Genomic DNA, 26,456 nt, shown 5'->3' with positions numbered 1-26,456 from the left:
TGGTGATTTAATAGTTACTCTTTGTTTTTTGCTCGATATCTTTGTTCAGCAATGTACGCCAGTTTACTATGAGCAGTCCATGCGGATTGTTGTCTGTTCTCGGCACACGTTTAAGTTGCCCTGCCGTAACCAGTTCGCGCATCAGGATATTACTCCGACGTTCGATTCGCTGCCGACCATAGTAGGTGAACTCCATATTCTTTTTGTCAAAGGAGATACTGTCACAGAAAATCGAGAACACCGCGCTCGTACCCAATATGTTGGAGTAAAATCCCTTTTCCTTGAGGGTATTGTATTGTGCCAGTCCCGTCTCATCGACCAGGTACATCGCTTTTTCCATCGTATAGCGGATGTATTTGTCGTCCGGTGCGAGAGTAAAAAAGTAATGGTGGAACATTTCTACATGGCTCTTGGCTTCCACGTCCAGCGTTTCGTCCATCGTCGTGCGGGTTACGAGTATAGGTACATTTCCGTCCAGCACATACACCTTTTTCTGTGCGTCCGTCACCATTGTCCGGGCAGTCCAGATACTTGACACACTGATGATGATACACCCTACAAGAAAAGCCGTGCAGATGATGCCCACCAGTCGGATTTTATTCTCCAAATGCTTGATGACCATATACCTTTATTTTTTCTTGTTAGACAATCGTGTGTATTCGTCATGTAACATTGTCATGACTGTATCCTGCAACTCCGTCAGAAATTTTTCGAACTTCCCGTCAAAGAGCTGTGTGTAATCTTCCCGCATGATTACATGCACGAATATCCACCAGATACGGCGGTTTCGATTCTTGGCATTTTTCTGCAATTTGACCAGTTGCAGACGATAGGTAAGGTAAGTCATCATAGGGACAATATATCGGTTGTCCCATGTAATGGCTTCGTCCAGTTCTTCATATTCCGGATCAATTCGGTGGTTAGGCGCATAAACGAGTTCTTCGCTTATGCGTTCATTTGCATAGCGCACGAAACGCTCGTTCCTGCACCATTTTTCAATTTTCTGTTGTACATTCATCTTTTGGATATTTAATATTAGGTTTATCATTATCTCATCATCGAGCCGATACCGCCCGTAGCCGTCATTTTGGCCTGCTGCGCCACACCTTCTCCAAAGTTCCGTGTAGAGAAGGCCGTGTCACCTTCAGGTATCATCCATGCTGCCAAGTCCGGCACGAGGTTTAGGCATTTCAGTGCCACGATACTTGCCGCCATCAAGTAGCCGGCGGAGAAGAAGCTGTTTTGCAAGTAGGCCGCCATCGTCTGTTCGCTTGCTGTGATTGCCGTCAGGTTTTCTACCTGTATGCACAATACAATGTCAAATAGCAGTAGCACATAGAAGCCGACGAAGTAGAGCATCGCACCATAGAAATGTACTGTCAGATACCTTATAAGCCACTTCGCCCATGCACCTTCCCATTTGGGCAACAGCGAGAACGCCCATTGTATAGGTCCGAATATTGTTAACATGCCCAGTAGGATTTGCTGGCAGTAGATGGTCGCCCACCATCCGATACGATACACAATCAGAGCGATAAGCATGATGATTTTGTCGATACCTACGATGACTCCTGCCGTCAGTGAAGTAAACCACAGTTCGGCTGCGTCTTTCTCCATCTTCGTCACTTCGTCCACTCCGGTTTGTTCCATGGTCGCTTCTACCAGATTCGGGTCTGAGGTACCCGTGTGAGCAACATCTGCCTGTGCTTGCAAACTTTGGTACATCGTGTCACGTACATGGATAAGTTGCTGCACTTCCTCGAATTTGTCCGCTATTTGGGTGGCTTCTGCCTCGTACAGGTCATGCGTGTACGAGCCGATGCAGTTCGGGATGTAAGACAGGAAGTCAAGAAAACACCAACTGCTCCCACTGCCAGCCATACCCGTATCTGCTGGCGGATACCACCAACAGAGAATGATTGAAACAGCTAAAGGACGGAACAGCTTCAGTACATCCAGTGGCTCATGTTTCACCATCATCTTGTACGCCATTCCCGCTGCCATCACAATAGCGAACAGGGCAGCCAGTGCCATGCACATTTGTAGTATCCACCAGAACGGTCCCTGCGAGCCGGTAAAAGTCGCATCAGTCAGGAACTCGTTCGTTTGAAAAATCACATCGTCTATCTCTTCTTCAAGGATATTGATACCGAAATCCGAGAGTATATTTCCGTCTGCCATACGTTTTTGTTTTTTCAGTTCCCTTTGTTTATTGTTTCATCTCCGTCGCCGCTGCCACCCGTGTTATTGCCCGATTGCGGGCCGCGCACTGCAAAGCGCGATTCGTGCCACCGGTTCACCGCATCGCGGACAATACTTTCTTTATCCAGAGTACGGTCAGCGGTAGCGTTCAGTAGCGTACTTGTTACCGTAGTATTCTGCCGCTTGGCAAGGTAGCCGACAAGGATTTCGTTCTGTCGGGTTATATCCTCGTAGATGCGCAGATACTCTTTTTTCCGCTGTGCGTTGGGCATATAGGCATCTTTCGTTGCATCAATGGCGCACTGGTAGATATGGTAATATTCCGTCCATCTGTCTTTATCCTCCGGTGTCCCCCCGACAGGCAAGATGCGGTCTATATTTCGTTTGAACCGTACCATCTGTCCGTTGACCTTATCGCCTTCGGCGAGCCATGCGATGTCCGCTTGACGGTCAGCCACGTTCAAGGCCTCTATCTTTGCCCGGCTCACCAATGCCGAGTCGATGGCTTCAGCTTCGTCCGTTTGGTTGTACAGGTTGACGCCCGCCAGTGTGCGGAACGACAGTTTGTTCTTGGCTGCTGCCGACTTTTTGTACTTGTTGTGCAGTATGGAATAATAGAGGTCGGGCGAGAGTGCTCCCGTACCGGTTTCCATTACTGTTACTTGGTTTTGTTTCGGCGAATCGTGGTTATAGGTCACGGATTGTGCCTTTGCCGCCGTGGTTGCAATTATTGTAACCGTCACGAGTAAGAGTATTCTGTCCATATTTACTTTCGGTTATATTGTTACTAATCTTTCAATACTCAATGTGCTTCAATCAGTTAATCACCGAGATTATTCCACATTTCTTTTTATATTATATTCATTTCTAATCCTTTCCTCTCCCCGCGAGAAGTGCATGTCATCCTTTTCAATACAAATACATTTTCTATTCGTATGAATACAGGCGATTGCAGTGCTCATGCTTCCAGAGGCAAAATCAAGGACTGTGTCACCCTCTTTCGTGTATGTTTTTATCAGATATTTCAATAATGCGACTGGCTTTTGATTAACATGAATCGTTTTGCCCTCTGATTCCGCAGTTTTGAAATATTTCACACTTCGTGGGTATCTCGTTCCTTTGTTTTCATTTCTGAATGTAGGATTTGGTACCTTGTTTACTCCTGTCCAGTTACTCCCTCTCTTTGTACGATTTTCATAAGGCTCACCTTCTTCCATGATTGGATAATAAGGAGTTCTGCCGTTACAAAAGATACTGATTAGCTCATGCGCTTTTAGAGGTTGCTTTTTAGCAAGAAGGAAATTGCTTGCTTTTGACTTTTCCCATACCCAGTCATATTTAAATTCGGCTAAATTGCCACAGCGTAAAAGGCTGCTGAACGGTTCGCTGCCAAATAAAGCCGTAGGTGCATTATCCTTTCTCACCCTTCTAATCTCCTCCCACATTTTCGAGAATGGTATTATCTTATCCCATTGCGAAGCTGTAATTCCAAAAGGTGGGTCGCATAGAACTAAATCAATACTTGATTCTGGGAGAAGAGGCATTACTTCAAGGCAATCGGCTTTATATAGCGTAATGTCTTTTGCAAAAACGATCTTTTTCATTACATCTTTTATTAATCCAAATGTCCATTTGCCTCTTGGTTATAGGCCGGATAGACTTGTTTGTACTTAAAGTTTCTTTCTCTGTTTGTACTTCTCCGAACATCCAGGACGAAACGCTTTTCCTGCGTTTTAAGATATTCCTTAGCAATTTCGGTGTATAGAAGTCATAATCTAACTTGTGGCATTATTTACCTCCTTCCTCTTTTACCGTCAATAATCCAGTCGTCCCGCATTGCGCCACCGTCCGAAAGCACCGTCAATAATTTCCCGTTTGGTACGTTCCCGGTAAATCTTCGATTTCCAGTAGCCGATACGTACCTGTATGTATCTCCATGTCTCGATGTATGCCCGGTTCAAGTGTTGCTCAATACTGTCCAGCGACTTGTTCACGGACTCCAGTACCATCAGCAGGTCGCTGGTCGAGCAGGCCGCTGCGCCCGTGGCATACAGCACGAGGTCGCTCACCGACTTATAGAGGTGTTCTCCCTCGTTGGCGATGTCCCGTATTGCCTTTTCATTGATAGTCAGTATCAGTGCGTCTGACGGCTCGATGTTCCCATGTTTCAGGATTTTCTCATGGAAAGCCTCCAGCATGGTCTTATAGTCACCGATACGGTCACTTACCGAACTGTAGGTATCCTTCACGTTCAGCACCGTCCGTAGGGACTGGTACATCACGTCGATGACATCAAAGGCACGGGTATAGCGGTCAAGGTCGATATTCACTTCCTTGTATTTGCCCGTCTCCTCACGGCTGTACTCGTGCAGCAGTTGGTTGCTGTATTCCAGTGTGCTTCGGGCCAATAACAGGCTGCGTTGTTTCTTGTGGTCGTTGATGTACGCTTCCACCGACATGATATCGAATGTCCATTGACCCTTGGCTACATCGGGTAGTAGCGCAAGCAACGTGATGGCTATCAGCATAGTGCGTTTCATGGCCGTACCTCCTTTCTGCCACTTCGGGATGTCCGTGCGTTTTCTACCCAGCGGTCATGGCACTCTTCCACGAGCGTCAGCCTACGACCCTCGTCCGTATCGAGTTCCGGTAGCACATCCTTCAGTACGTCGATGATGTTCCGCTTGTAGTGCATCATCTTCTCCAAGGATACGAGGTCGGCGTATATTTTCGTGATACGTGAATCCACTTCTCGTGCGATTTCGAGGCGGTCACTTGACCAAAGCAGGTGGTACACGTCGCTGTTCGGTACTTCTTCCATAGGTTCTGTACGGGCATACTCGGTAGTGATTTTACAGTTGGGATATTCCCGTGCAATTTCCGATATGCGATTATTCACGATTTTAGTCTTTTCCTCGTTCGGCAGGTTCGGATCGAGTGTCAGTACATCGGCAACGTGCGTGTCTGTGTATGCCGAAGTCAATTCCCAACTGATTTGGATGATGGCACGGTGGATTTTGATACCCAGAAAGTATTTCGGTTTCCGTGCGATAGAAATAGTCGCACGGAACGTAATGATACCATTGATGTTCGGCATCGTCGCCTTACGGACGAACGTATAGCCGCTCCATGTACCTCCGTCCTGCCAAGTGAGGCTGTAGGCTGTCTTGCAATCCTGCATGATGGCCGGTAGGCGGTAGTAATCATCTGTCGGCACATCGTTCTCAGCTTCCGCTTCCTGCTTCGCATCTGCGTACTCCTTCTGCTTTTGTTGCCACTCGGCAAGTTCGCTTTTCAGTTCCTCGATACGTGTCCGGTTGGAGTTATATTGTTGCCGGTAAGCTGCTGCGTCTTCCACGCTCGCCTCGGCAATTTTTTTCAGAAGGTCGGCGTTTTCCTTTTCCAAGGCACTAATCTGAGATTGAAGAACGGCAACCTGATTGTCCGCTTCCCGTATCAGTGCGTCCAGTTCTGAAAGGTCCAGTTCGTTCTCCGTTACCGAGGTCTGCATGACGCACTCTTTGGAGTGGGCATCCAGTGAGCCGCCACACTTACGGCACTTGTATTGTGTCGAGCCTTGTCCCAGCGTCGCCCCGTCTGAACAGGTTACACTGATGGTCACGCTTTCACATCCCTGCAATTTTGCGGCGTCCGTCGCCTGATAATAGTTCCGTGCATCGGATGCTATGTAATAGACATAGCCTTCCTCGTTGTCATTGAACTCCGAGAGGCGGGCATTGAGCTGCGCTTTGAACGTGTTCAGATCCATCGAATAGGAATCGAAGACATCCTCATAGACTACCTCCGTCCGATTCCAGCTCTGTGTCACATGTATCTCGTAGGCGTATGCCTTCTTGGTCTGCTTGTTGCCTTTGCTGATGATGTAGGCCTGTTGTCGGGTATTGATAGTATAGGTGTAACCGTCGTTGCTGTTGTTGAGCTGTTGCACTCGGCTTCTTGACCATCCGGCATACTGTTCTGAGTTGGCAAGGGCCTGTTCCCGTTGCGAAGCGTTCGGGTAAAATCCCGGATCGCTCGTATTAAAGCGTGTCCATGCGCCCCCGTTCAATATGCTGTTGTCGTCTGTCGGTGGGTAGTAGTCGCATAGAGAAATGCTTCCTTGCTCACGCCGTGCGATATACCACCGTTGCGTGTAATAGTTCCCGACTGCATTGTCCATGTAGTCGGTCATCCACGATGTGAGGTCGTAGTTGCTGAAATTGAACAATGCGGCCACGCTATCCTGACCGCCCACCATGTCGATTAGCAGACTACCGATGTCATGTTCCGCCTGCTCGAAGAGAGTACCGTAGTGTTCATACAGGTTGCCGATTTCATTGGCTTTGCCGCCCAACAGGTCATGGAACGCACTGCTTTGCAGTAGAGCGTCACCGAGGTTCTCCATACCAGATGTTGCCAGCCCTACGCCCATGTTATAAAGGTTGTCGATATCGCCTTTCAAGTTCTCGATGGTGAAATTGCCCGGCACTTTGGCCAAGTTGTCCAACATCCGTTGCCAATCGGTACCGCCCAGTTCTGCGAGGTTCAGCAAACTGGCGATGTCGCGGTCAATCTCCAGAAAAGCGATGTCCGAGAACGTCAGTGTGCTGTTGGTCACAACACTTTCGAACTGCATACACAGGCTCTTCGTATCATCGCAGACTTTCATCAGGTAACTGCCCCAGTGGATGGCTGTTTGTGGTGAGCGTAGCATCAGTTTCGCTACCACCCATATTTTCGGCATGATTTTCTCCGCCACCATATGATAAATTCGACGATAGTAGTAATTTTCCGTGCTGCTGCACCAGATGCCAAGGTCGGACAGAGCCTTGTGTTCCAAAAATTTGGAAGAAAATATCCCTGCTGCTGCCACCTCTGCCGCCGTATAGTGTTTCAGAATATCATCCACCTGCTCGCGGTAGTAGCTTTCAGCCACTACCTCCGTGCCGAATGCGGCGGCCATGGCCGCCACGGTACGTGCGTCATAGTTCACGCTGTAATATTGTGCGTGAACGTGCTGTGTCAGGGCAGGCAATAGGATAACCCAAAAGATAAACAGCCGTTTCATCGTTTCAGACCTCTTTTATGTATTCCGGTTCCTTGTGATTGAAATACCACCGCTCAGATTCGATACAATTCTCCGTGACAAGTCGGCAGAACATATCATGTATGATGGTAGTATCCTTGATGGCCCTTTTGATCCGGGCTTCTTGGGAGCCGAACCATCTCAAGAAGAAAGGCTGGTTTAGATAAGTTTCGCGCACGGTCTGATAGCGTAGCCATCCCAAGTCACTCAGTCTTTTTTCACTCATCGGACTGCTGTTCAGTTCCCGGAATAGTTCTTCACGAAATCTGTTTTCATCGAAGGCAGGTTTGCTGCTACACAGCCTGTCGCACATATCGTAAAACTCCTTTTCTTTGGGGTTTTCTTCATAATATCGGTTCAAGTACGTTTCCAGTTCTACATCGGACATACCCAACCGAAGGGAATACTCCGCCAATAGCCGTTCGATGGCAGCTACCTTGTCCGGTGTCATGTCATCCATACGGAGCAGGTTCTCCTTGGATAGCATACAAAACTCCCGGAGGGACAAAACAGTGAGTTCCGGATTATTGACAGAAATTTGTTCGCGCGTCAAGCTGCTTTCAAACCCCATCATATTTATTCCGTAGTCCAGTGACAGGGTGATTAAAATCCTTTTCGTTTTCATTATGATGTTATTTTAGTGGTTAAGTTCAGTACACGTCCCGCTTCATTAACTTTCTGTGCAAACGGCAATGCCTTGCCGATACCGCTGGCATCCCAGTCACGGCAATATGCCTCGATAGCCTTTTGGTGGCTGCATTGTAGCTCGCGCTTGTAAAGTTTCAGAGCCTCTTTCTCTGCCCGTTCAGTCGTGTAGGTCATGTAGCACTCGTGCGGTTCCTCCACGCCATAAACACCGCTGGTCGTGCCCCGGCGGATAAATACCTCGCGGAAGAAACTGCGTCCTTCCTTGTTTTCGAGGCGGTTGATGGTGAAAATTTTCTTACAGTCCACGTCCGTTAGGCCAAGAATCGCCTTGATGGTGTCGAAACGTTCCTTGAATTTGCTTTGGTCAAGCAGCATCACCACATCCGAGTTGTTGATGATGGCCTCTTTCACGATTTCGCTGCCGATGATGTCCTGTATCTCCTGTGTCACCACACCTACACTGGCCCAGAATTTACGTGCCGTTTTGTACATAAATTTGATGTATTCCGCCATCAGCGGGCTGGCGATGGCTTTCCACGCTTCCTCGATGACAAGGACTTTGCGGTTCTTTTTGATGCGCATTTTCTGTAAGAAAACATCCATGATAATCAGCGTGACCAAAGGAAAAAGCAGCGGGTCATCTTTTATACTGTCGATTTCGAAGACCACGAACGTCTCGTCGAACAGCGAACTGTCCATGTTTTCGTTCAGCGTTTTTTCGTGGTTGCCGCCCAAATAAAAGTCCTTCATCATATAGCGGTATGTCGAGAGGTCGATGCCCGTGATACGGTTCTCCTCACAGATATCCGGGATGCGCTGCACGGAATATTCATAGAAAGAGTTGAATGACAGTTCCTCCACTTTCAGTTCCTTGCGCCGACCCTCTATCTCGTCAATGATACCCTCGATGCGGGCCGCGCGTTCCCGTTCGCTTTCGTGCCGCTTCTCACTGCTGTTGCGGTCATCAATAACGAGGCTCTTACGCAAGTCCTCACGCTGTTGGGGTGTGAAGCTCTCGAAACCGTTGAAGTAGGCGTCGTAATATTCCGTGATGACGTGCTCTATCAGACGGTCTTCCGTCTTTGTGACCGTTCCCTGCGTACCTTTCCAGATAAGCAAGACGAGGTTTTTCAGGAATCCCGTTTTTTCTACGTTCATCTCTTCCCGATTGATGCGGAACGGATTCATCGTGATGGGCCGTTCCTCGGTATAGCTGATATACTTGCCGCCGAAATACTCGCATAGCCCCTCGTATGAGTTACCCGTATCGACCATTACCACGTCCGTCCCCTGTTCATGCAACTGGCGCACGACGGAATTCATGTGGAAACTCTTTCCGCTGCCCGAAGGCCCCAGGCAGAAAAAATTCGAGTTGTCGGTCAGCTTGTTCTTTCCCTCTTTTCCCGTGATGTCGATAGCTACCGGAACACCTTGGCGGTCAGTGTAATAAACTTTTAGCGGTGTTTCCTCACTATGCTGCACCCGTTCTTTGTACATCAGGCATACCGCAGCGTCGGAGAGGGTCAGAAAACGGTCATATTCCTCGTTCAGGCTGTAACAGTTGCCCGGAAACGAACTGACGAACAGTTCCAGTTGGTTGTACGCACGCTTACTGATGTGTATGCCCATGCGCCCAAAAGCGTTTTCCAAGTGATTCGTGCATTTTTGAAGGTCGGTGTCCGCAGGCACGCCCACCACCATGTTGAAGTGCGTGTACACGAGCAGTTTGCTTTCACGGGCTATTACGTCCTGTACCTGTTTGATGTCCTCTACGGCCATTTGGTTACTCGGATTGGGGATGCTTGCGTGCCGGTTCTTCTTTTTATCGAGTAATGCCAGTTCCCGCTTCTGGCTGGGCAGGAAAATAATTTGGTTGTACACCACCGTTTCTGCGTTCGGAATATTATCCACCACCGAGACAAGATCCACTGGCATCTCGGTATTATTCACCTCGATATTGGTATAGGGACGTATCAGCGAGGGGAGCGCGGCGCAGTCCACGTCCACGAGGCTGTACACCTTACAGCGTTTGTCACCCATAGATACCGTTTCGTCGTCAGCCTTGACATTCGTCATCGAGACCATACGGTCTTCGAAGTTCATCGCAAAGTAACGGTCCACATATTCGCTTGCCTCGGCTTTGTTCAGGAATTTCACTTGTACACCGCTGTCGCGTAGTAGGTCTCGAACCTTATAAATTTTCACGAGGAAATCGCGCCATTTCTTGCTATCGTAAGAGAAAAGACGGCTCTTCTTGGCTTCCTGTGTGATAGTCAGATAGCAAAGGCTGTCCGTGTACGGACGCCCATTAAAATAACGGAAGTACGATGCCGAGAGAAATTCTTGATTATGCTCCGGCTCGTTCGCGAACTGTTTCCTTACGAAGATGTCCTGTTTGTGCAAGGCATACCCTTCGCCCAGTGTCTGCGCAAGGGCAGAGAATAGATGCGTGAAGTCGTAATAGCTGTCAATGTCCGCCGAATACTTCTGTACCGGATTTTCGATTTTCAAGACGGCGGAATATTCGCCCGTCTTGGTGTACAGCACACCCACACCGTCTGTATCTTCCACAGAGAAATAGATATTCTGAAAGATATGCTTGCGCTTGCCGCCCGTACCGAACGTATAGACTGACAAGGCCATACCCGTACATAGGGCGATGAAAAATAAAATGATATATAGGGTCATTCCGATATTCGTTCATTAAATAGGGGCAGGTCTGCCTCGGCTGGAGACGGACCCGCCCGCGTTCAACAATCAATCAGCCACACACATTGCCGTGATGGTTTTTCTTATAGTCATACTTTGTGCGAATAGGCATACACATACACTCCACGTTTTATATTTTTACTGTGCAGCCCCTTTCGCTGTTTGAGGATGATAAGCACGATTCCCGCAGATAAGACAGTTGCCAATACGACCAGTCCGGCCACAAAGCCCATAAGACAGTAAGCGGCGATGAAGCCCACAATGGCCCCACCAGCTACGCCTGCCGCCCAATAGATGTAGCGACCTTGTAATCCCATCAGTTCCAAAGGCCGTTGCAGTCCTTTGAACAGCGGGTAATCCGGATAACGTCCGTTATTAGTCATTCCTCCTGGCTGTTTATGCGTTAATTCCGAAGAATAGAGGTAATGCTTGGGCTGCCGCAATCAGGAAAAGGCACGCCCCAACCACCATCATAATCTTCTTCTTGACATCCTGTTCCTCGTTGTTCATGGCGATATACACCGAAATGGCTCCGATGATGGCCACAACACCAGCAATGGCATAGCAGAGTTTGACCATCACAGGAACGTATTTCACGATTTCCTCGGCTACGGTTGATAGAGCTGTCGTACCGGCTGAGTAATCGCCTGCCGTACTTTGAGCCATAGCAGGTATGCCTCCTAACAGGGCAATGATTAACATTTTTACTTTGGTGGAAACTTGCATGATGGTTTTCTTTGCCTTTCGGCACATTCTTTTGAATTTCTGAAACATATTTATTACATTTTTTGTGGTACTTCTATTTTTGAATTGGTTTTACACTCCTGTCAGCCACCTATATGCGGTAGCCGAAGAAAGCGGGGAACACGATTGAAGCTCCAATGATGAAGAGGCACGCACCGACAAGTGATACGATAGACTTCACCACACCGTCCTCGCCTGTGTTCATTTTGATATAGATTTGGAGCGCGGCAACGACTACGAAAACCGAGGCGACAGCGTAGCAGATGTACAGCACGTACAGCATCATCGTCACCACGAAGTCGTGCATCGTTGCAAGTGCGTCTGCACCCCAACTGTAGTTTACGCTGCCGCTTTTGGCGAATACCGCATAAGGGACAAAGCACAGTGCACATAATATTTTTTTTGCTTTCGACATTTTACAACCGGTCTTTGAGAGGTTTCCATACCAGTTCCGGACGGTTGTCCGTCTTTCCTTTGGCAAGCATCGCTTTGTACAGTTCGTCTGCCGTGTATGCGTCCGACAGGTAGGTCTCGGTTTCTTCCATCTGTTCCTCCGCTTGGGCTTTCAGCCGTTTCAGCTTCTCCGCCACGGCTATCTCGCCATTATTCTCTGCGGTTTCCGTCTCCTGTGGTGCAGGTGAAGCGGTAGGGGCAACATCTGTTTCATACTTCTCATTACCCACATTGAATCCCGTATCGCTCTCCGTCACGGACACACTCTGTTCATCTTCCGGCGCACCGAGGTCAAATACCTCTTCTTCCGGCTTACCATTTCCTTTTTTTCCATAAAGGTCCTGCACGATGATAACCGCATAATAGACGAGATAGGCAACTGTCAGGACAATGGTGAAAATAAAATATGATTTCATATCTTTTTATGTAATATGATTTATTATATTTGATTGTGGCTGCAAAATAAGAATGGATAAGTTTAAAGATAAAATTATTGGCTACAAAACATATTATTTTAATATGATATTTTCTCAAAATACAAAAATCATATTACAAAATCATATTCAAATACGATTTTACATAAGAAAGCAGGAAAAGTTGGGGTATAAAAAAAGCCCTCCGTGAAGGAGAGCTTAGGGAGTGGGTTGTTCATTGTTTCTTCCCGCGTAGGTAGTCGTTTAGGTCTTTGTAACCGGCATAACGGTTGGACTCGTTATAGACGCGTCCATCATACATCCCGGCTACGGTTTCCACTGTCTTTTGTCCGGCAAGGTCATTGTCAAGGTAACAGTGGATATACGTGTATTTTTGCAGATACGTCAATGTCTTTTTCAGATTACTGATCGAGTTCATAATAAGGTGGTCACAGGGAGCATTAATGCAAATGGCACTATCGTCCGTCTGTTTGAGAGTCAGATAGGACAGAAAGTCCATGAACCCTTCAAACAGGCAGACACGGCTCTGTGTCTCACCACGCGATTGGAGTATCAAAGAAATGTCCTTGTTCTTGATACATCCTTTATAATAAGGGTTTCGCACCTCGTATCCACCGGATATGTTGCCAAAAGCCAGTGCAAAGTAACGTCGCTGGCGCAGTTCGTAATGCACTTCCTTACAGAACATTCGTCCGATATCCGAATCAATCATACGTGAATGGAGATATGAGAACAGTGCGTGGTGTCGCAGCGGCACGATAATCAGATTTTTCATGTCGGCTTCCACGGGTCGGAACGTTGTGGGCAATGTCCGGGTTTTCGGTAGCGATACACCATTGACATGCCGTTCGATGTATGCTAATGCTTCACTCACACTTTTTGTTTCGCAAAGGTACTTACCCAGTTCCACAAGGTCGCCTCCGGTGGCCTCGCCAAAATCATACCATTCATTCAGCCGGTCATTGACTTTGAACGATGGCGTCACCTCTTTCCTGAGAGGCGAAAGATACCAGTATTGCTCTGATTTCATATACTGCGCACGGTGGCCGAGCTGGGCCAAAAAGTCCACGATACGCACTCGTTTTGCTTCATCTATGGTCATATTCAAATTCTTTTCACTTGTTTGCGCAAAAGCGGTTTAGTTTAGTTTGCGACCCTATATATATAAATACTAAATTAAACTGAATTATATAGGCCCGCGCCCGCTCTCATTCTTCATCGAAAAGCATGGTTTCTGCCTGTGTCATGTCATAATAAAAAAGTTTATCTCGTTTGATAACCAGTTTTAAGGTGTCAGTCAGATATTGCAGCAGTTTGACCATTACGTTTCTCCCACGCTTAAATCCGATTGCCTCGTAAGCTGTCATCATGGCTTGCAGCATATTTTCAAACCCACGGATAGGTTTGTCTCCAAACGCAGCGGAAAGGGCTTCACGGTGCTGTTCGACGCTTAGTTCCATAAACCCCGTCCGCTGTTTCGGTTTCTGATGTGGGGCATTCTCAAACAAATGCCCTTCTGCGAGAACCGGGAGCCCGCCCTCATTAACAGTGAAAGCAAAGGGTTTAAACTCTTTCTCACGGATGTGTAACGCATGAACCTCGCTGACGTTGGGACAATCGTTGTTTTTGCTGATGACCAGTACAGTCTCCGCCTTGTTGCTCATTTCCGTACCGATATGCCCGCGCACATTGTTATCTCCTTTATTCAAGTGTAGCACACAATGGATATGCAGGTCATACTTTGATGACCACTCCATCATCTTGTTAATGACTTCCACGGACTCACCGGTACTGTTTATGTCAAGCATCAGGTCACGGATACCGTCGATGATAACAAGTCCGTATCCTTTTCTTTGACGTAAGGCGTAGTCGATGACCCCAATGCGTATTGCCGGAGAGTATTCGCGCAAGCAAATAAAGTCGAGGTTTTCACTGTCGGTTGTAGTGGGCAGTCCGGCAAGCCGCAAGATGCGTTCCAGTACATTATGACAATGAAAGCGGCTCTGTTCCGTGTCCACGTACAGAATCTTACGTTTACCTTCCGGGAGGTGCGCCCGGTAGTTCAGCACTTGTTTTCCTGCCAGCGATGCAGCGACAATGGCCGAAACGTTAAATGTTTTTTTTGATTTCGCCTTGCCGGTTGATGCGCTGAAGTTGCCGAGCGTAGCAATGGTCGAGTTGTCTATCCAGATAATCTGTGGCGGCGTTTCATAGGTGTCCGTCGCCCGAATCTGCGAGGCGGAGAGGATATCCGATAAGAAATCCTCCTCCGGCCTCATATCCACATTATATTCAGTTCTTCTTTCGTTTTCCATGGCGTCTTTGATTAAAGAAAGGTTGTGTGGCAGCGGCCTCGTTTGCCATACGTGCTGCTTCATCTACGGTTGGTTCATAATTCTGCAAAAGCCATTCATCCAGATCTTCTTTGGCGAAATATATCATTTTGCCACGTGGCTTGTAATGCGGAATCTCCTTGCCTGATGTTAGCTTGTACAGCATACTCTCGGATATTCCGATATACATACAAGCCTCTTGGAAGGTAAACACCTGTTTGGTGGTATATATATTTTTTTCCAGCAATGCGATGCGTTCCAACAGACTCTCTATCGGATCTAATTTCTTTAGGATGGCTTCGACGCTTGTAAGCCGTTCACTCAGCCGTTCCATGAATGTCAATCTATTATTTTGCATAAATGAGTTATTATAAAATTAGACAATGGAAGTATGCCCTCCGTTATGTAGCGCGCTAACGGAGGGCAAAGATAGGGCAACCCAAAAGGTCAGCATGAGTTTGCACCGTGATAGTAACCACGTATCACGGCAACTATCACGCTTTTACCTTTCACATACTTCGCTTATTGGCACTTCTTACCACTCTCTCAGTTCATCAATGGCTCGCCTGATACCGTAACCTGCTGATGTCATGTTGTTGCGTAGAGCAGACAGAGCGGATGAAAGGCTTGAAGCTGAAACGAATCCTTTTCCGTCCTTGGTTTGTAAGAACCGTCCATTACTGAGAACGGCCTGCCATTTGGCTTGGATGAACGAGTGCTCAAGGAGTGTATCGAACAGGATGGCCACATGACGGATATTGTTTACACGAATACAGAATCCTTCCTTGCAGGAAAGCAGGGCTTCCATATCTTCCACGTGTAGGGTAGAAACGCAAAACAGATGATAAGCATTGGCACAAGCCGTAATACCTATCATCTGTTTACGAGTGAGATTGCATCCAAAAGAAAGAGGATAAATCCTTGTCGGGCCGTCTTTGCAGCACGTGATGGACTGTGATGGTGGCACAAACATATCATACATTCGTTTCAGTTCCATACACTTCTCGAACGAGAAGTCTGCTTCGGTAAAAAGTGATCGGATAAGATTGGAACAATCGTTTAATAATCCTTTGACGATATGAATGTTCATTTCATGGCAGTTCCAGCAGACCGCATGGTTGCAGTCGATATACCGGTGGCTGTTTACAAAATCCTCCACGTAACGGTGGTACTGCTTACTACCCGCCACGACATCACGGAGATACATTGTTTTTGCTTCAACGAGCAATGCGAAAAATTCTTTCGCTACATCCTGTTCTTCAACAAAATGGTGCAGATGTTTCTTCCCTCCAAAAAGAGAGAGGGCCATTGTTAGGTCTTTTCATGATGAAATACTTTAAATTGGATTTATAATATATTATAAGGGTGTTGCTCCCGAAAGAAAATCCTGCCGGAACAACACCCTAAATAAGTGTTTAGATATCTGGTCTGATGCTCATCGCATTGTCAATCGAATAAACCGTTAGTCAGATTTACTGCATCGTCTTTTTTCTTATTGACGATTTTGGCATACACTTGGGTCATCTTTACAGATGTATGACCGAGCAATTTAGATACAGTGTATAAATCTGCTCCCAATGTCAGCATCATTGTGGCGAACGTGTGGCGGGCCGTGTGAAAGGTGAATCGCTTGGAAATTCCGGCGGCTTTGGCCCATGGTTTGATAAGCTGGTTGATACCTGAAGGCAAATCGAACACATGGTCGTCTGCTGTCTTGTCCCCACGTTCCGGCATCCACTTCAACGCTTCATTGGAGAGCGGAAGGTAAATCGGCTCCTTTGTCTTCTGCATGGCTACTGCCAAGCGGTATTGGCCGTTGTCAATAAACACGTCCTTCCATTGCAATCCGATAATATCACTGATACGTAGTCCACAGAAGCAGGAGAACAGGTAGGCACTTTTTACCCCCTCGTTCTGCATTGGTGTAGCGATTAATAATCTCACTTCTTCAATAGTCATATAAGAACGCACACTTTCCGGCATCTTGGGCTTCTCCGATTTTTCCATTTCGTTGAATGGATTCTTTAAGATGCGTTTCGCGCGGACAGCGGCATTTAACGCACCGTTGAATATCTGGTAATAGGTATTACGCGTAGAAGCCGAGAGGGGCTTTCCTTTGGGACGGTAGCTTGTCAACATATAGTCGATATAGCCGTGGCAAAAAGTGAGGTCAATCTGATTTAATGTGAACCTTTCTCCTGCATACTCTTTCAAGATATCGGTAACAGATTTTATCTGACCTGTGTTTTTCTTGCCACGTTTCTTCTGTTCCTCCTTATAGAGCTGCATCCAGTCCAGCAGATAAACCTTATCCTTGTGATTCATGATACCGGCTTCACCACTTGTCAACTCTATGATACGCTTCGATTTGATTGCATTTGCGGCAGCCATTGTCGTTTCATTCTGTTGGCGGGCATTACGATCCGTTTCCGGAATAAGATACATTTTCAGATACTCGTATGTCCGCTTACCATTACGGTATATATCCAGATACAAACTCTTGCTGCCATTGGCCAATTCCTTCGTTCGAAGACGAATCGGCTCTTTCACTTTTATTGGTTTTCTGGTCCTTGGCATATTTGTGTCCTTTCATTTGTTATTTTCTATCACAAAGGTACAAATAAAAAGCGGAATCAAGAAACAAATAAGAAACAAAAATGCACCTAAAAAGAGCAAAACAACTGAAAACGTAGAAAACAACTGAAAATAAAAAATTGTATGTAAATTATTGATATATAGCTATTTTATCTATATTTATTTGGAGCTTGTTTTCATTTTATATATGTCTTTATGATTATTGGTAAGTAACACTTCCCTTACCAGAGCCATTGTCAGACGGCATTTTTCATGCAACTTTCTTTTCATTGTATCCTGCGACCGAGATTATCAGTTCTTCATTGGCCGCATCCACCTTTTCATTCTCAAAAGGTTTCAGGTATGTTTCCGTCACCTTGATAGAGAAATGGCCCAATGCCTTGCTGATGATGCCGATACTCATTCCTGCATGAAAAGCCAACGTAGCCCATGTATGGCGCGCCACATATGAGCTGAGCTTCACACCTGGCAGCAACAGAGACGCTATTTTTTCCAGTTTCAGATTGAAGCCACGAAGAGCCCGAAGATAATCCATATACAGTTCTTTATCCTTTTTCACCTTCCCGGCCCGTTTCTTCTTGCTCTCTTGTCTGTGTAGAATCGGAAAGAGATAGATGGAATCCGGATTCTTGCTTTTAAACTCTTTCATCAGTTCCATCGCTTCTTTGGGAATACGCACCGTCATCTGCCGTCCTGTTTTGTGGCGGCTATATACAATGCGGTTCCCTTTCACATCTTGTTTACGCAAATAAGCGAGGTCAATGAACGGCATTCCTCGGAATAGGAACATCAATAAAAAATAAGCCAGCACACACCGCAGATCCGAAGGCAATTTTCTTAAGTCTGTACACAGCAACGTATTCATCTGTTCCAGTTCCAACGCCCGTTTAGTCTGTGATTCCACTTTTGTGTACACGTCATCAAACAATTTCGGGTTATAGGGCAGCACCTTTTCGCCGACCATCCGGTGATATACCGCCTTCAAGTTCCGCATATAGGTGGAAATGGTATTCAAGCTCAACCCTTTAGGCTCTCTTTTCCGCTTCCTCATTCCTTCCCGTCTCATCCATTCTTCATACTCCTTCAACCTGCCTGGCGTAAAGACCTCATCCACCGGCATCGGCATTCCTGCCCCACCGTAAAACTCCGCGATAGATTTCAACGCATACGTATAGGTATGTGCCGCCGAGCGCTTCTTATCCGCTTCCAACTGCTCAATCACCGTCTGCATATAAGATGCCAAATCCGGCATCTTCATGGGGCTCCCCATTTCTACATTCTTTTCTTTTTTACTCATAATAAATCTGATTTTCAAATCCGCACCCTACGCATATCCTAAAAAGGCCACGTTGATGGGAAAAATTTATGAGTACAAAGTAAATTATATAAGAAAATTATAAAGAATATATAAGGATAAATAAATTTGTTCACTAAAACAAACCGGTTCAAAGGAGGTTCTGCAAGATTAGAGTTCACCGAACAAAGCCATCACATCCACCTCGCCCCAATACAGATGCGTATAACTGGCTATCAGGTTCTTATAGCGAAAGACGGGAGTGGTTACCTTCCCTCCTTTGGCATTGTAGACCTGCGCTATCGAAAGAGGAAGACTGCACGCACCACCTTCTTTTCCATCGGTTTCGGGCACGGCAAACTGCGTATAATGGAATTCGTGTCCTTTAAGCCGCCATCCGTTATAGTCGAACCGGCGGTATCCCAATGTCAATTTCCTGCGTTTACGCTCGTTCGTAATGCTGAAAGGCAATACTCCTACCATCTCATTTCCAATATTGCCTACACAGCTCCCGGCGCTTCCCCCGTCCGTATCCCCATCAGAAAGAACGGACTGCGAAAGATATATCATCCCCCCGCATTCTGCCAGCGTCCTGCCACCGGCCTCTATATAGCTGCGGATAGACTCCCTGGCAAGCCTTGCCCCGGCAAGTTCCTCCAGACGGTTCTCGGGATAGCCGCCGGGCAGATAGAGCAAATCCGTCTCTTGCGGAATAGGCCGGTCATGCTCCGGATTGAAGAAAGTGACCGTGCCCATACGGCGCAGAATATCCAGATGCTCCGCATAGAGGAAGGAAAAGGACTCTTCGTTGCGCGCTACCGAGACATGCAGCTTCCCCGGCTCTGATAGTACCGGCTTCTCCTTCACTGCCGCCGCAGGCAATGGAAGCCCGGTTGTCGAGAGCAGCAGTTCCCAGTCCACATGTTCCTCCAGCAAGCCTGCCAGCATATCCAGTCCCTCCGTCTCCTTAGAACGGCTGAAATCCAGCCCCAGATGGCGCGACTCCTGCTCCAGTTCCTTCTGCTTGGGCAGATAGCCCAGACAAGTCACGTTCAAGTCTTCACAGACCTCCTGCAGCATCCGGTAGTGGCGGGGCGAGCCGACACGATTGAAGATAACCCCCGCAATACGTATATCCGGACGGAAATTGATGAACCCCGACAACAAAGGAGCCATGGAATAGGCAGCCGACTTGGCATCGGCCACCAGCACCACAGGAATACCCAAGAGCCGAGCCACTTCTGCCGACGAGCCCCGGTCGCGGTCGTACCCGTCGTACATCCCCATCATCCCCTCGACCACGGCAACATCCGCATCCGCCGAATAGCGTGCATACAGACTGCTTACGTGCTCCTGAGATGCCATGAAAGTATCCAGATTGACGGAAGGACGGCCGCATACCGCCTCGTGATACTTAGTATCTATATAATCGGGACCGCACTTGAAAGGCTGCACCTTCAGACCTTTCTTCATAAACAATGCCATCAGTCCACGACTGACGGTGGTCTTTCCACTGCCCGATGTAGGGGCGGCTATGAGAAACTGAGGGATGGAACGCATAATTAATGTGCTAATGATTTAATGTACCAATGTGCTAATCGGCTGCGCTATACTTGCGCTACTTCCCCATGCCGCAGGTCATTGGCACATTGGCATATTGGCACATTAGCACATTTTCAACGTGCAAAGATAAGCATATCTCCGACAAAAGTTTTATCTTAGCTGCCAAAATAAAACATACCACCATGATAACCGAAGAACTTAAGAAACTCTACATCGCACATACCGGACACGAACCGGAACAGATTGACGAACTCCCCTCCTCCGGCTCCAACCGCCGTTACTTCCGCCTCATCGGAAGTCCTACACTTATCGGCGTCAGCGGAGAGTCTGTGGAGGAGAACCGCGCCTTCCTCTACATGGCAGAACATTTCCGCCAGAAAGGACTGCCCGTACCGCAAGTGTTCATCCGCTCCGAAGATGATATCTATTATCTGCAAGAAGACCTGGGCGACTCGCTCCTATTCAATGCCATCGAGAAAGGCCGCAAGACCAGCGTATTCGGCGAGGATGAGAAGCAGTTACTGCGCAAGACCATCCGTCTGCTGCCCGCCGTGCAGTTTGCCGGAGCCGACGGCATGGACTTCTCCTACTGCTACCCGCAGGCAGAGTTCAACAGCCGCAGCATTCTGTGGGACCTGAACTACTTTAAATACTGCTTCCTCAAGGCTACGGGGATGGACTTTCAGGAAGACCGGCTGGAAGACGACTTCCAGAAGATGGCAGACGTGTTGCTCCGTAGCAGCTCCGCCACCTTCATGTACCGCGACTTCCAGAGCCGTAACGTCATGATAAAGGACGACGAGCCGTGGCTCATCGACTTCCAGGGCGGACGCAAAGGTCCGGTCTACTACGACGTTGCCTCCTTCTTGTGGCAAGCCAAAGCAAACTATCCCGACAGCCTGCGCAAAGAGTTGCTGAAGGAATACATCGACGCCCTGCGCAAGTACCAGCCCGTGGACGAGGCTTATTTCTATGCCCAGCTTCGCCACTTCGTATTGTTCCGCACCATGCAGGTGCTGGGTGCCTACGGTTTCCGCGGTTACTTCGAGAAGAAGCCCCACTTCATACAAAGTGTCCCCTTCGCCATCGAGAACCTGCGCCAGCTGCTCCAGGAGCCTTACCCCGAATATCCTTACCTCTGCCGGATTCTGCGCGAGCTCACCGAACTGAAACAGTTTACAGACGACCTGCAAAAGCGTCGCCTCGTGGTGAAAGTCACCAGCTTTGCCTACAAAAAAGGTATCCCCGAAGATTCCACGGGCAACGGAGGAGGTTTCGTCTTTGACTGCCGCGCTGTGAACAACCCCGGCAAGTACGAGCGTTACAAACCCTTCACGGGACTGGACGAACCCGTTATCCGCTTCCTGGAAGACGACGGCGAGATAGCCGTATTCCTGGAGCATGCCTACGCCCTTGTCGACGCTTCCGTGAAGCGCTACATGGAACGCGGCTTCACCAATCTGTCTGTCTGCTTCGGCTGCACCGGCGGACAGCACCGCTCCGTGTACTCGGCACAACACCTGGCGGAACATCTGCACAAGAAGTTCGGCGTGCAAGTGAACCTGATACATAGAGAACAGAATATTGAACAGACGTTTAAGGCCAAAGTTTAATGTGCTAATGTGAGAATATGCCAATATGAAAGCCATGATTTTCGCCGCCGGCCTGGGCACCCGGTTGCGCCCCTTGACGGACCACATGCCCAAGGCCCTCGTTCCCGTAGCAGGAAAGCCCATGCTGGAACGGGTGATACTGCGGTTGAAGGAAGCAGGATTCAACGAGATAACGGTCAATATCCACCACTTCGGGGAGCAGATTATCGACTTCCTCCGTGCCCACGACAACTTCGGCACGGAGATTCACATCAGCGACGAACGCGGCATGCTGCTCGACACCGGAGGAGGCATCAAAAAGGCACGCCCCTTTCTGGACGGACAAGAACCTTTTCTGGTGCACAACGCGGATATTCTGACGGATATTGACCTTGCAGGTCTCTATCGCCACCATCTGGAGAGCGATGCGGAGTCTACCCTGCTTGTGAGCGAGCGCAAGACTTCCCGCTATCTCCTTTTTGACGACGACTACCACCTGCACGGCTGGATAAACAAGTCCACCGGAGAGGTGAAACCGGCAGGCTTCGACTACCGGGAAACGAAGTACCGGGAACTCGCCTTCGGAGGAATCCATGTCATCTCCCCCTCCCTCTTCCGCCTGATGGACGATGGGCAGTGGGACGGCAAGTTCTCCATCATTCCTTTCTACTTGTCCGCCTGCACAAAGGTGCACATACAAGGCTATCCGCTGCAAGGATTCCGCTGGTTCGACATCGGCAAACCGGAGACACTGGCACAAGCGGAGGAATACTACAAACAAAAATAACAAGTAATGTAAAGCAGCCTAACATTACTTGTTAGCTCTCTTTACATTACTTGTTATCAAATCAACCTATGTACCATAGATTATCTATGGTGAAACTACGCCAGTGCCAGTATCAGCAACTGAGCCGTCAGCACCCGCAGGAACATAGCCAGCGGATAGACCGTGGCATATCCCACCGCAGGGGCATCGCAGGATGTCAAGTCCGAGGAATAGGCCAATGCAGGTGGATTGGTGTTAGCTCCGGACAGCACACCTATCAGCGTATAGTAGTTCAGCTTCCAGAAATAGCGCCCCATGAATCCTGTCACCAGCAACGGAACGACCGTGATGATGGCCCCATAGCCAATCCACACATAGCCGCCTTCGTAGATAATGGTATCGATGAATCCCTTTCCTGCACCCAACCCCACGCAGGCCAGGAACAAGGCGATACCGATTTCGCGTATCATCAGATTGGCACTCATCGTCGTGTAGGTTATCAGCTTATATTGAGGCCCGAAACGGCTGATGAGGATGGAAACCACCAACGGTCCACCGGCCAGTCCCAGTTTCACGGGTTGGGGAATGCCGGGGAACATGAACGGCAGACTGCCCAAGATACATCCCAGGGCAATACCCAGGAAGATAGGAATCAAGTTTGGATGGTTGAGACGCTTCAGCGAGTTTCCCAATACCTTCTCCGCATGGCTCACGGCAAGCTCACTGCCTACAATCGTCACACGGTCTCCCATCTGCAACTGCAAGTGGGGAGTTGCCACCAGATCCACGCCCGAACGGTTGATACGGGTGATGCAGGCACCGAAGTTGTTACGTATCTTGAGCTGAGACAGAGACTTGCCGTTCAGTTCCGGCTTGGTGATGAGGATGCGGCGTGAAATCAAGTTCTTGTCCTCCCGTTCCCACTCCACCGAAATTTTTCTTCCGAAGAAGGCAACAATGGCCTCCACATCTTTCGGGTTGGCAATGAACAGAATTTCATCCTGCATGTGCAGCACTGTATCGGCATTCGCCAGTTCTGTTTCCTGACTGCCGGTGTGCCGGATGCGGGAGATGACAAACGCACGGTTCAACAATGGTTTCACATCTCTGATCCGCTTGCCGTCTATTGCCTCATTGCGTATCTCTACCGATATGGGACGCACGGTCAGCTCCTGCAGATGGCCCAGCCCGTGCTCGGCATCCTCCTCTTCTTTTTTGGTGTTAATCCGCATGAAGAACTTCAAGGCAAGCAGCGCCAAGATGCAGCCCACCACACCCAGCGGATAGGCAACGGCATATCCGAGTGCGATTTCCGGAGCATCCACCCCGTTGAGGTCACTGTTTGCCTGCTGGGCAGCACCCAGACCGGGGGTATTGGTCACGGCTCCGGACAAGATACCCACCATCGTAGTAATGGGAATTCCGGTGGCAAAGTGCAACACAATGGTGATAACCACGCTGAGGAAGACGGAAAGCATTGCTACCATGTTCAGCGTAAGTCCGCCCTTCTTGAAAGCGGAGAAGAATCCCGGTCCCACTTGCAGACCGATGGAATAGACAAACAGTATCAAGCCGAACTCCTTCAGGAAGTGCAGCAGATGTTCGTCGAGGTTCATGTCGAAATGTCCGAAGACAATGCCCACAAACAAAATCCAGGTGACACCCAGCGAGATGCCTGCCACCTTCAACTTGCCCAGCATGATACCGAAGGTGATGACCAGGGACAGAATCAGGACAGAGTGTGCCACTCCTCCGCCCCAAAGATTGGGATAACCCTCAAAGAGGTTTCTTAATAGTTCCATAGTTTCTATCTTTAGTTTTTACTTTTCAGCCTTATTGTTTAATTCTTAATTCTCTATTTAAAAAGTGTATCCCCACAGAAATCACTTCTCCGGGGATACGCATTTCACACATAAAAAATAACTACTATTATAAAGGCATGTTGCCGTGCTTTTTCGGTGGATTGCTCTGATTCTTGTTGTGCGCCATCTCCAATGCCTGCACTAGCTTGTAGCGGGTATCGCGCGGCATGATGACCTCGTCTATGAGGCCACGCTCGGCAGCGCGGTAAGGGTTGGAGAACTTGCTTTCGTACTCCTTGATAATCTCCTGCTTCTCTTCGGCAGAGGACTTACGGTAGAGGATGTTCACCGCACCCTCGGCACCCATCACGGCGATTTCCGCCTGCGGATAAGCCAGGTTCACGTCGGCACCCGTCGGTTTGCTGGACATCACGATGTAGGCTCCGCCGTATGCCTTGCGGGTAATCAGCGTTATCTTGGGCACGGTAGCCTCGGCATAGGCATAGACAATCTTGGCGCCGTGGCGGATGATGCCGTTGTGCTCCTGCATCGTTCCGGGCAAGAAGCCGGGGACATCTTCGAAGGTTATCAGCGGGATGTTGAAGCAGTCGCAGAAACGGATGAAACGGGCAGCCTTGTCGCTGGCATCAATGTCGAGCACACCCGCCAGATAGGCTGGCTGGTTTGCCACGATACCTATCGAACGCCCGTTCAGGCGGCCGAAACCGATAACGACATTCTTGGCAAAGTGAGGCATCACTTCGAAGAAGTACTGGTTGTCCAGCACCGGTTCTATAATGTCCTTGATGTCATAAGGCATGTTCGGGTCTTCGGGGATGACGGTCTGAAGCGCCTCTACCCGGCGATGGATATCGTCGGAGCAGGGAGTGAAGGGAGCATCCTCCATATTGTTGGACGGCAGGAAACTCAGCAGCTCGCGGATGCTCATCAGTGTCTCCTCCTCCGTATTGCACATGAAGTGGGTAACGCCGCTCTTGCTGCTATGCGTATAGGCACCGCCCAGTTCCTCCTTGTCCACCTCCTCGTGGGTCACGGTCTTTACCACGTCCGGACCGGTGATAAACATGTGGCTCTGCTCCTTTACCATGAAGATAAAGTCGGTAAGCGCCGGAGAGTAGCATGCCCCACCGGCACACGGACCCAGAATGGCGGATATCTGCGGAATGACACCCGACGCAATGGTGTTCTGATAGAAGATGGAGGCATAGCCTGCCAAGCTGTTCACACCTTCCTGGATGCGTGCGCCGCCCGAATCGTTGAGGGCAATGACGGGAGCACCGTTCTTCAGGGCAAGCTGCTGCACCTTTACAATCTTTGCGGCATTCGTCTCGCTGAGCGAACCGCCATGCGCCGTGAAGTCGTAGGCATAGACAAATACAAGGCGGCCGTCTATCTTTCCGTAACCGGACACCATGCCGTCTCCGGCAATCTGTTTCTTCTCCATGCCGAAGTTGGTGCAACGGTGGTTCACGAACTTGTCCAGCTCATTGAACGAGCCTTTGTCCAGCAGCATGTCAATACGTTCGCGGGCAGTCATGCGGCCGGAGGCGTGTTGTTTCTCTATCTTGTCTACGCCCCCACCCAGCGAGGCACGTTTGTCCAGTTCCTCAAACTGGCGGTATATTTCTTCTCTGTTCATATTTGCATTTACAATTTAGTGATTTATAATATACGGACTGAATGCGACTCGGGATTATTCCCCCTTTATCAACTCCAATTCAATCAATACTTGGTTGGCATTTACCGGTTCGCCCTCGCTCACGAGGATGTTGCGGACGATGCAGTCGGCATTTACCTTATAGTTACTCTGCATCTTCATGGCTTCCAGCACCACGGCAATGTCGCCGGCAGCCAGTCGGTCGCCCACCTTGACGGGGATGCTTACCACCTTGCCCGGCATCGGAGCCAAAATCTTGTTGCCCTGCTTCTCGTCGGCTCCTTTCTTCATGTGCAGATACTTGGCTTGCGTGTCTACAATGTCTACGTGGAAGGAACGCTGGAGCATGCTGATGTCATAGCTCTTTCCTCCCTCGCCGCGCACAAGGCCTGCGTTGAACGAGTTTCCGTTGTGCAGGATGGAGCAACTTCCGTTCTCCGCCATCACAATGTCCACTTCGTAAGGCTTTCCGTCAATGGTAAGCTGAACCTTATTTCCTTCCTTACCCACCAGGGTAATGTCTGCTATACGGTCTCCTATATGTATTTCCATTATTA

25 protein-coding genes are annotated in these 26,456 nt (G+C 48.7%); 2 read left to right on the top strand and 23 right to left on the bottom strand.

Annotation, left to right across the window (positions count from 1 at the left end; all coding sequences use genetic code 11):
- Positions 1-7 precede the first annotated feature (7 nt).
- From traK to DWY55_RS11225, 20 genes are all read right to left on the bottom strand, one after another.
- Positions 8-622 carry a conjugative transposon protein TraK gene (gene traK / locus DWY55_RS11320; protein WP_007761289.1) on the bottom strand — a complete coding sequence of 205 codons (615 nt, stop codon included), beginning with the start codon at positions 620-622 and terminating at the stop codon, positions 8-10.
- A 6-nt stretch (positions 623-628) separates the two neighbouring features.
- Positions 629-1,018 (bottom strand): hypothetical protein, encoded by a 390-nt coding sequence (locus tag DWY55_RS11315; RefSeq protein ID WP_005836879.1) that lies wholly within the window; start codon positions 1,016-1,018, stop codon positions 629-631.
- 29 nt (positions 1,019-1,047) lie between these two features.
- Positions 1,048-2,181 carry a hypothetical protein gene (locus DWY55_RS11310; RefSeq protein ID WP_004310177.1) on the bottom strand — a complete coding sequence of 378 codons (1,134 nt, stop codon included), beginning with the start codon at positions 2,179-2,181 and terminating at the stop codon, positions 1,048-1,050.
- A gap of 14 nt (positions 2,182-2,195) precedes the next feature.
- Complete coding sequence (locus tag DWY55_RS11305; protein ID WP_117795295.1) at positions 2,196-2,966, bottom strand: DUF5045 domain-containing protein; 771 nt, start codon at positions 2,964-2,966, stop codon at positions 2,196-2,198.
- Positions 2,967-3,035: 69 nt separating this feature from the next.
- Positions 3,036-3,806 (bottom strand): DNA-methyltransferase, encoded by a 771-nt coding sequence (locus DWY55_RS11300; RefSeq protein WP_007761280.1) that lies wholly within the window; start codon positions 3,804-3,806, stop codon positions 3,036-3,038.
- Positions 3,807-4,016: 210 nt separating this feature from the next.
- The gene (locus DWY55_RS11295) at positions 4,017-4,742 is read right to left on the bottom strand and encodes a hypothetical protein (protein WP_005836908.1); all 726 of its coding nucleotides are present in this window, start codon (positions 4,740-4,742) and stop codon (positions 4,017-4,019) included.
- Positions 4,739-7,270, bottom strand: coding sequence for a hypothetical protein (locus DWY55_RS11290; RefSeq protein ID WP_009292745.1), 2,532 nt, complete (start codon positions 7,268-7,270; stop codon positions 4,739-4,741). Before DWY55_RS11290 ends, DWY55_RS11295 begins: the two co-directional genes overlap by 4 nt.
- A 4-nt stretch (positions 7,271-7,274) precedes the next feature.
- Positions 7,275-7,913 carry a hypothetical protein gene (locus DWY55_RS11285; protein ID WP_007761274.1) on the bottom strand — a complete coding sequence of 213 codons (639 nt, stop codon included), beginning with the start codon at positions 7,911-7,913 and terminating at the stop codon, positions 7,275-7,277.
- On the bottom strand, positions 7,913-10,624 hold the full coding sequence (locus DWY55_RS11280; RefSeq protein ID WP_008669193.1) for a helicase HerA domain-containing protein: 2,712 nt from the start codon (positions 10,622-10,624) through the stop codon (positions 7,913-7,915). The genes DWY55_RS11285 and DWY55_RS11280 overlap by 1 nt, the downstream gene beginning before the upstream one ends.
- A 110-nt stretch (positions 10,625-10,734) precedes the next feature.
- On the bottom strand, positions 10,735-11,028 hold the full coding sequence (locus tag DWY55_RS11275) for a DUF4133 domain-containing protein (protein WP_117795297.1): 294 nt from the start codon (positions 11,026-11,028) through the stop codon (positions 10,735-10,737).
- 13 nt (positions 11,029-11,041) lie between these two features.
- Positions 11,042-11,419, bottom strand: coding sequence for a DUF4134 domain-containing protein (locus DWY55_RS11270; protein ID WP_005836915.1), 378 nt, complete (start codon positions 11,417-11,419; stop codon positions 11,042-11,044).
- 61 nt (positions 11,420-11,480) lie between these two features.
- Positions 11,481-11,804, bottom strand: a complete 324-nt coding sequence (locus tag DWY55_RS11265; protein ID WP_005836917.1) for a DUF4134 domain-containing protein — start codon at positions 11,802-11,804, stop codon at positions 11,481-11,483.
- 1 nt (position 11,805) lies between these two features.
- On the bottom strand, positions 11,806-12,258 hold the full coding sequence (locus DWY55_RS11260; RefSeq protein ID WP_117795300.1) for a hypothetical protein: 453 nt from the start codon (positions 12,256-12,258) through the stop codon (positions 11,806-11,808).
- Positions 12,259-12,490: 232 nt separating this feature from the next.
- A complete protein-coding gene (locus DWY55_RS11255) occupies positions 12,491-13,378 on the bottom strand; it encodes a toprim domain-containing protein (protein WP_117795302.1) in 888 nt (295 codons plus the stop codon).
- 106 nt (positions 13,379-13,484) lie between these two features.
- On the bottom strand, positions 13,485-14,591 hold the full coding sequence (locus DWY55_RS11250; RefSeq protein WP_007218162.1) for an AAA family ATPase: 1,107 nt from the start codon (positions 14,589-14,591) through the stop codon (positions 13,485-13,487).
- Positions 14,569-14,967, bottom strand: coding sequence for a helix-turn-helix domain-containing protein (locus tag DWY55_RS11245; protein ID WP_004322056.1), 399 nt, complete (start codon positions 14,965-14,967; stop codon positions 14,569-14,571). The genes DWY55_RS11250 and DWY55_RS11245 overlap by 23 nt, the downstream gene beginning before the upstream one ends.
- Positions 14,968-15,144: 177 nt before the next feature.
- Positions 15,145-15,918: a hypothetical protein gene (locus tag DWY55_RS11240; RefSeq protein WP_117795304.1), complete on the bottom strand. Its 774-nt coding sequence runs from the start codon at positions 15,916-15,918 to the stop codon at positions 15,145-15,147.
- A 137-nt stretch (positions 15,919-16,055) separates the two neighbouring features.
- Positions 16,056-17,186 carry a site-specific integrase gene (locus DWY55_RS11235; RefSeq protein WP_009292754.1) on the bottom strand — a complete coding sequence of 377 codons (1,131 nt, stop codon included), beginning with the start codon at positions 17,184-17,186 and terminating at the stop codon, positions 16,056-16,058.
- A 268-nt stretch (positions 17,187-17,454) separates the two neighbouring features.
- Entirely contained in the window at positions 17,455-18,501 is a 1,047-nt protein-coding gene (locus tag DWY55_RS11230) for a tyrosine-type recombinase/integrase (protein WP_117878136.1), read from the bottom strand.
- A 168-nt stretch (positions 18,502-18,669) separates the two neighbouring features.
- Positions 18,670-20,058, bottom strand: a complete 1,389-nt coding sequence (locus DWY55_RS11225) for a cobyrinate a,c-diamide synthase (RefSeq protein WP_005829348.1) — start codon at positions 20,056-20,058, stop codon at positions 18,670-18,672.
- Positions 20,059-20,243: 185 nt separating this feature from the next.
- On the opposite strand from DWY55_RS11225, the gene DWY55_RS11220 reads away from it, so the two are divergent.
- Both DWY55_RS11220 and DWY55_RS11215 read left to right on the top strand, forming a co-directional pair.
- Positions 20,244-21,674: a phosphotransferase gene (locus tag DWY55_RS11220; protein WP_117599544.1), complete on the top strand. Its 1,431-nt coding sequence runs from the start codon at positions 20,244-20,246 to the stop codon at positions 21,672-21,674.
- 25 nt (positions 21,675-21,699) lie between these two features.
- A complete protein-coding gene (locus DWY55_RS11215; protein ID WP_022401004.1) occupies positions 21,700-22,440 on the top strand; it encodes a nucleotidyltransferase family protein in 741 nt (246 codons plus the stop codon).
- A gap of 95 nt (positions 22,441-22,535) precedes the next feature.
- Here the strand turns inward: DWY55_RS11215 and DWY55_RS11210 are convergent, their stop codons facing one another.
- The 3 genes from DWY55_RS11210 to DWY55_RS11200 all read right to left on the bottom strand — a co-directional run bounded on the left by DWY55_RS11210 (position 22,536) and on the right by DWY55_RS11200 (position 26,451).
- A complete protein-coding gene (locus tag DWY55_RS11210) occupies positions 22,536-24,221 on the bottom strand; it encodes a putative transporter (protein WP_044467460.1) in 1,686 nt (561 codons plus the stop codon).
- Between the two features lie 127 nt (positions 24,222-24,348).
- Positions 24,349-25,881, bottom strand: a complete 1,533-nt coding sequence (locus tag DWY55_RS11205; protein ID WP_120178091.1) for an acyl-CoA carboxylase subunit beta — start codon at positions 25,879-25,881, stop codon at positions 24,349-24,351.
- A 54-nt stretch (positions 25,882-25,935) separates the two neighbouring features.
- Positions 25,936-26,451: an acetyl-CoA carboxylase biotin carboxyl carrier protein subunit gene (locus DWY55_RS11200; RefSeq protein ID WP_120178090.1), complete on the bottom strand. Its 516-nt coding sequence runs from the start codon at positions 26,449-26,451 to the stop codon at positions 25,936-25,938.
- Positions 26,452-26,456: the final 5 nt, after the last annotated feature.

Origin of the sequence: Bacteroides sp. AF25-38AC, assembly GCF_003602995.1 — a bacterium.
GTDB classification, from domain to species: Bacteria; Bacteroidota; Bacteroidia; order Bacteroidales; family Bacteroidaceae; genus Bacteroides; species Bacteroides uniformis.
Note: the sequence above shows the minus strand (reverse complement) of the source record. Positions and strands in the feature narration are given on the sequence as shown.

Bases quoted from the DNA above. Each gene is read 5' to 3' on its own strand.
- DWY55_RS11300 (WP_007761280.1), bottom strand. From the start codon at position 3,806: ATGAAAAAGATCGTTTTTGCAAAAGACATTACGCTATATAAAGCCGAT.
- DWY55_RS11200 (WP_120178090.1), bottom strand. From the start codon at position 26,451: ATGGAAATACATATAGGAGACCGTATAGCAGACATTACCCTGGTGGGT.
- DWY55_RS11270 (WP_005836915.1), bottom strand. From the start codon at position 11,419: ATGTTTCAGAAATTCAAAAGAATGTGCCGAAAGGCAAAGAAAACCATC.
- DWY55_RS11310 (WP_004310177.1), bottom strand. From the start codon at position 2,181: ATGGCAGACGGAAATATACTCTCGGATTTCGGTATCAATATCCTTGAA.
- DWY55_RS11225 (WP_005829348.1), bottom strand. From the start codon at position 20,058: ATGCGTTCCATCCCTCAGTTTCTCATAGCCGCCCCTACATCGGGCAGT.
- DWY55_RS11235 (WP_009292754.1), bottom strand. From the start codon at position 17,186: ATGCCAAGGACCAGAAAACCAATAAAAGTGAAAGAGCCGATTCGTCTT.
- DWY55_RS11265 (WP_005836917.1), bottom strand. From the start codon at position 11,804: ATGTCGAAAGCAAAAAAAATATTATGTGCACTGTGCTTTGTCCCTTAT.
- DWY55_RS11295 (WP_005836908.1), bottom strand. From the start codon at position 4,742: ATGAAACGCACTATGCTGATAGCCATCACGTTGCTTGCGCTACTACCC.
- DWY55_RS11210 (WP_044467460.1), bottom strand. From the start codon at position 24,221: ATGGAACTATTAAGAAACCTCTTTGAGGGTTATCCCAATCTTTGGGGC.
- DWY55_RS11315 (WP_005836879.1), bottom strand. From the start codon at position 1,018: ATGAATGTACAACAGAAAATTGAAAAATGGTGCAGGAACGAGCGTTTC.
- DWY55_RS11260 (WP_117795300.1), bottom strand. From the start codon at position 12,258: ATGAAATCATATTTTATTTTCACCATTGTCCTGACAGTTGCCTATCTC.
- DWY55_RS11285 (WP_007761274.1), bottom strand. From the start codon at position 7,913: ATGAAAACGAAAAGGATTTTAATCACCCTGTCACTGGACTACGGAATA.
- DWY55_RS11280 (WP_008669193.1), bottom strand. From the start codon at position 10,624: ATGACCCTATATATCATTTTATTTTTCATCGCCCTATGTACGGGTATG.
- DWY55_RS11290 (WP_009292745.1), bottom strand. From the start codon at position 7,270: ATGAAACGGCTGTTTATCTTTTGGGTTATCCTATTGCCTGCCCTGACA.
- DWY55_RS11240 (WP_117795304.1), bottom strand. From the start codon at position 15,918: ATGGCCCTCTCTCTTTTTGGAGGGAAGAAACATCTGCACCATTTTGTT.
- traK (WP_007761289.1), bottom strand. From the start codon at position 622: ATGGTCATCAAGCATTTGGAGAATAAAATCCGACTGGTGGGCATCATC.
- DWY55_RS11205 (WP_120178091.1), bottom strand. From the start codon at position 25,881: ATGAACAGAGAAGAAATATACCGCCAGTTTGAGGAACTGGACAAACGT.
- DWY55_RS11230 (WP_117878136.1), bottom strand. From the start codon at position 18,501: ATGAGTAAAAAAGAAAAGAATGTAGAAATGGGGAGCCCCATGAAGATG.
- DWY55_RS11220 (WP_117599544.1), top strand. From the start codon at position 20,244: ATGATAACCGAAGAACTTAAGAAACTCTACATCGCACATACCGGACAC.
- DWY55_RS11250 (WP_007218162.1), bottom strand. From the start codon at position 14,591: ATGGAAAACGAAAGAAGAACTGAATATAATGTGGATATGAGGCCGGAG.
- DWY55_RS11305 (WP_117795295.1), bottom strand. From the start codon at position 2,966: ATGGACAGAATACTCTTACTCGTGACGGTTACAATAATTGCAACCACG.
- DWY55_RS11215 (WP_022401004.1), top strand. From the start codon at position 21,700: ATGAAAGCCATGATTTTCGCCGCCGGCCTGGGCACCCGGTTGCGCCCC.
- DWY55_RS11245 (WP_004322056.1), bottom strand. From the start codon at position 14,967: ATGCAAAATAATAGATTGACATTCATGGAACGGCTGAGTGAACGGCTT.
- DWY55_RS11255 (WP_117795302.1), bottom strand. From the start codon at position 13,378: ATGACCATAGATGAAGCAAAACGAGTGCGTATCGTGGACTTTTTGGCC.
- DWY55_RS11275 (WP_117795297.1), bottom strand. From the start codon at position 11,028: ATGACTAATAACGGACGTTATCCGGATTACCCGCTGTTCAAAGGACTG.